The organism is Geminicoccus flavidas (genome assembly GCF_009806515.1).
GTDB lineage: Bacteria > Pseudomonadota > Alphaproteobacteria > Geminicoccales > Geminicoccaceae > Geminicoccus > Geminicoccus flavidus.
In genome coordinates this window covers 1-4,042 of the sequence record NZ_WUJP01000406.1, presented here as the reverse complement: position 1 = coordinate 4,042, position 4,042 = coordinate 1, and the positions used below count along the sequence as shown (strand labels likewise).

Annotated in this window: 4 protein-coding genes and 1 pseudogene; all 5 read left to right on the top strand. The window is 68.7% G+C overall.

All coding sequences use genetic code 11. The annotated features are described in order from the left end of the window. Positions 1 to 363, top strand: a pseudogene (locus tag EQG76_RS11525) (hypothetical protein); the annotation flags it as partial. Next, on the top strand, positions 363 to 1,178 hold the full coding sequence (gene tatC, locus EQG76_RS11520) for a twin-arginine translocase subunit TatC (RefSeq protein ID WP_159713487.1): 816 nt from the start codon (positions 363 to 365) through the stop codon (positions 1,176 to 1,178). The pseudogene EQG76_RS11525 and the gene tatC, both read left to right, overlap by 1 nt. A 126-nt stretch (positions 1,179 to 1,304) precedes the next feature. Next, a complete protein-coding gene (serS, locus tag EQG76_RS11515; protein WP_159713485.1) occupies positions 1,305 to 2,576 on the top strand; it encodes a serine--tRNA ligase in 1,272 nt (423 codons plus the stop codon). Between the two features lie 22 nt (positions 2,577 to 2,598). Continuing rightward, positions 2,599 to 3,345, top strand: a complete 747-nt coding sequence (surE, locus tag EQG76_RS11510) for a 5'/3'-nucleotidase SurE (protein ID WP_235031320.1) — start codon at positions 2,599 to 2,601, stop codon at positions 3,343 to 3,345. Between the two features lie 64 nt (positions 3,346 to 3,409). Further along, positions 3,410 to 4,042 (top strand): LysM peptidoglycan-binding domain-containing protein (locus EQG76_RS11505; protein WP_159713481.1); only part of this gene is annotated, 633 nt, incomplete at its 3' end.

The window sequence follows — 4,042 nt, the reverse complement described above, 5'->3', positions numbered from 1 at the left end:
AGCGTCGGCAAGATCAGCCCGGCCGGCATCCGCGAGCAGATCACCAAGTCGGTGGACCCGGACGGCACGCTCGGCAAGGCGCTGGACACCAGCGACATCAACCGCTCGCTGGACCAGAAGCCGCCAGCCTCGCCGCCCGCCACGACGGCGAAGACCGAATCACCCGCGCCGGGCGCTCTGCTTGGGCCGGCGGCTGACGCCTCGGCCGGGGGCCATGCCGGCACGGCACCGGCCGCGTCGGCCAAGCCTGCCGAGCCGGTTCCTGCGACGGCAACCGGCTCCGTCAGGCCGGCACCCGCCGCACCCGCACCGGCCGCTTCCGCCCCTGCTCCCGCCGAGTCCGCACCTGCCGAGAAAGCCTGATGGCGTTCATCAAGGACATCGACGATCGCGAAATGCCGCTGCTGGAGCACTTGCTCGAGCTGCGCAACCGGCTGATGTGGTCGATCGGCGCGTTGTTCGTCGGTTTCCTGATCTGCTACGCCTTCTCCGAGCAGATCTACCAGTTCCTGGTCCATCCGCTGCAAATCGCCTACGGCAACCAGACCGGCCGGCGGATGATCTATACCGGTCTCACCGAGGCCTTCTTCACCTACCTGAAGGTAGCGATGTGGGGCGGGGCGATGCTGGCCTTCCCGGTGATCGCCACCCAGCTCTGGATGTTCATCGCACCCGGCCTGTACCGGCAGGAGAAGCAGGCCTTCCTGCCGTTCCTGCTGGCCACGCCGGTGCTGTTCTTCCTGGGCGCGGCGCTCTGCTATTATTTCGTGTTCCCGCTGGCGTTCCACTTCTTCCTGAGCTTCGAGACCGGCGGCGGCGACGGCACGATGCCGATCGAGCTGGAAGCGCGGGTCGGGGAATATCTCGACCTCGTGATGAAGATGGTGTTCGCCTTCGGCCTGGCCTTCCAGTTGCCGGTGCTGCTCACCCTCTTGGGCAGGGTCGGGATCATCGGCTCGGCCGGGCTGATCCGGAACCGGCGCTATGCGATCGTCGGCGTGTTCGTGCTGGCGGCGATCGTCACCCCGCCGGACGTGATCAGCCAGATCAGCCTCGCCGTGCCGCTGCTCATTCTCTACGAGATCTCGGTCATCGCGGTGAAGATGGTCGAGAAGAAGCGGCTGGCTGCCGAGGCCGCGGAAGCCGCCGAGGCCGAGGACGACTCCACGACCAGCTAGCAGTGCCGGCGTGCCTGGCGGGACACTGGCGGCCAAGTGCGGCCGGTTCCCGCCGATCCGGGCTTCCCTGCCGGGCGGCGGATGCATAAGAGACCCCCGGTGCATCTGACCTAGGGCAAAAGAGCCTTGTTCGACCTGAAGTGGCTGCGGGAAAACTCGGCGGCGTTCGATGCCAGCCTGCAACGGCGCGGTGCGGCACCGGCGGCAGCCGACGTGCTGGCGCTGGATGCCGAGCGGCGCCGGATTGAGACCGAGTTGCAGGAATCGCAGTCCGCGCGCAACCGCCTGTCCCGCGAGTTCGGCCAAGCCAGGGCCAAGGGCCAGCCGGTCGATCAGCTCCAGGCCGAGCTCGGCCAGCTCAAGGACGCGGTGAAGGCCGGCGAGGAACAGCTTGCGGCCGTGGCGGCCGAGCTGGAGGCGAAGCTCACCACCTATCCGAACGTTCTTCAGCCCGACGTGCCTGAGGGTGCCGACGAGACGGCTAATGTCGAGCTGCGCCGGGTCGGCACGCCCCGGCAGTTCAACTTCCAGCCGCTCGCTCACGACGAGCTGGGGGCCAGGCTCGGCATGGACTTTGCCACCGCGGCCAAGCTGTCGGGGGCGCGCTTCGTGCTGCTGCGCGGGCAGATGGCGCGGCTGGAGCGGGCGCTGGCCGCCTTCATGCTCGACCTGCAGACGGGCGAGCACGGCTACACCGAGATTGCGCCGCCGCTCATGGTGGGCGAGAAGGCGTTGTTCGGCACCAACCAGCTCCCGAAGTTCGCGGACGACCTGTTCTTCACCACGACCGGGCTGGGGCTGATCCCCACGGCCGAGGTGCCGCTGACCAACACGGTGGGCGGCGAGATCCTGGACGCGGGCGACCTGCCGCTGCGCATGACCGCGCACACGCCCTGCTTCCGTTCCGAGGCCGGTTCGGCCGGGCGCGACACCAAGGGGATGATCCGCCAGCACCAGTTCAACAAGGTCGAGCTGGTCTCGATCACCACGCCCGAGCAGTCGGCGGCCGAGCACGAGCGGATGACCGCCTGCGCCGAGGAGGTGCTGAAAAGGTTGGGCCTGCCCTACCGGGTGATGCTGCTGTGCGCGGGCGATACCGGCTTCGGGGCCAGCAAGACCTATGACATCGAGGTCTGGCTGCCGGGGCAGGGGAACTATCGCGAGATCAGCTCCTGCTCGAACTGTCTGGACTTCCAAGCCAGGCGGATGAATGCCCGCTACCGGCCGGCCCCTGGCGAGAAGCCGCGCTTCGTCCATACGCTGAACGGCAGCGGGCTGGCGGTTGGTCGCACGCTCGTCGCCATCCTGGAGAATGGTCAGGAGGCCGACGGCTCGGTTACCCTGCCGCCGGCGCTGCACCGCTATTTCGGCCAGGAGCGCCTCCTGCCCGTCGCCTGAAGGATCCCGTCCCTTGCGCATCATGGTCACCAACGATGACGGCTACGCTGCTGCCGGCATCCGCACGCTCACGAAGATCGCCCAGGCGATCTCCGACGACGTCTGGGTGGTGGCGCCGGAAAGCAACCAGTCGGGGGTCGGCCACGGCCTGACGATCCGCCGCCCGCTCCGGGCGCGGCGCTTAGGCGAAAAGCAGTTCGCCGTGGACGGCACGCCCACCGACTGCGTCATGCTGGGCCTGCAGCGGCTGATCGAGGGCAAGAAGGTCGACCTGGTCCTGTCCGGGATCAACCACGGCAGCAATCTCGCCGACGACATCACATATTCCGGCACGGTGGCGGCCGCCATGGAGGCGACGCTGTGCCGGACCAGGGCGATCGCCTTCTCCTCGCTGATGGAGTTCGGCAAGGGGCCGCGCTGGGCCACGGCCGAGCATTTCGCGCCGGACCTGATCAAGAAGCTGCTGGCCGCCGGCTGGCCGCGCGAGGTGCTGATCAACGTCAACTTCCCCGACCGCGACGTGCAGGAGATCAACGGGATTCGAGTGACCGCCCAGGGGACCCGCAAGATCGGCGACGCGATCATCGAGCGCGAGGACCCGCGCGGCGAGGCCTATTACTGGATCGGCGACACCCATGCCGAGCAGGATCCGGGCGAGGGGACCGACCTGGAGGCCACCAACCACGGCTTCATCTCGGTGACGCCGATCCACCTCGACATGACCCACATGGCGAGCATGACGGCGCTGCGGCAGGTGGTGGAGAGCTGAACCTTACCGGGCTGCCGGCAGCGGCTGCTTGAACCGTGGCTTTCGCGTGACGTATCGAAAACGGATGGTACGTGCGTTCTCCCCGCTCCTGGTGGCCCTGGCCGTCCTTTTGACCGGCTGCAGCGACCTGCGCCCGATCGAGCCCGTGCCGGGACAGAGCTGGGCGCTCGCGAAGAAGCAGGCCTATGTCGGGCCGCCCAGGCTGCACAAGGTGATGCGCGGCGACACCGCCTCGAAAGTCGCGGAGCGCTATGGGGTGACGTTGCAGGAGCTGGCTTCGGCCAACAACCTGCGCAAGCCCTATGTGATCCAGCTCGGCAGCAACCTGACCATCCCGCAGCGTGGCGCCCGTCCGGCGCCCACAGCGGAGCCGGCCAGGGCCAAGCGCCCGGCGATCCGCCAGCTGCCGACCCCGGTCTCGCCGATGGCGCCGGAGGAGGCGCCGAGCGAGATCCAGGTGGCGACCCTGGCACCGCCCGGTGCCACGCCCCCGGCACCCGTCCCGGTGCCGGCCGCCGCGGCGGAGCCCGAACAGGTGGCGGCCCTGCCGGTCACTGCACCCGGTGCGATGGCGCGGGCCGCGGCGATGAAGCCGCCGGCCCTCAGTGGTGATGGCTTCCTGTGGCCGGCCAGCGGCACGGTGATCAGCCGGTTCGGCAAGAAGCAGGACGGCAGCCAGAACGACGGCATCAACCTG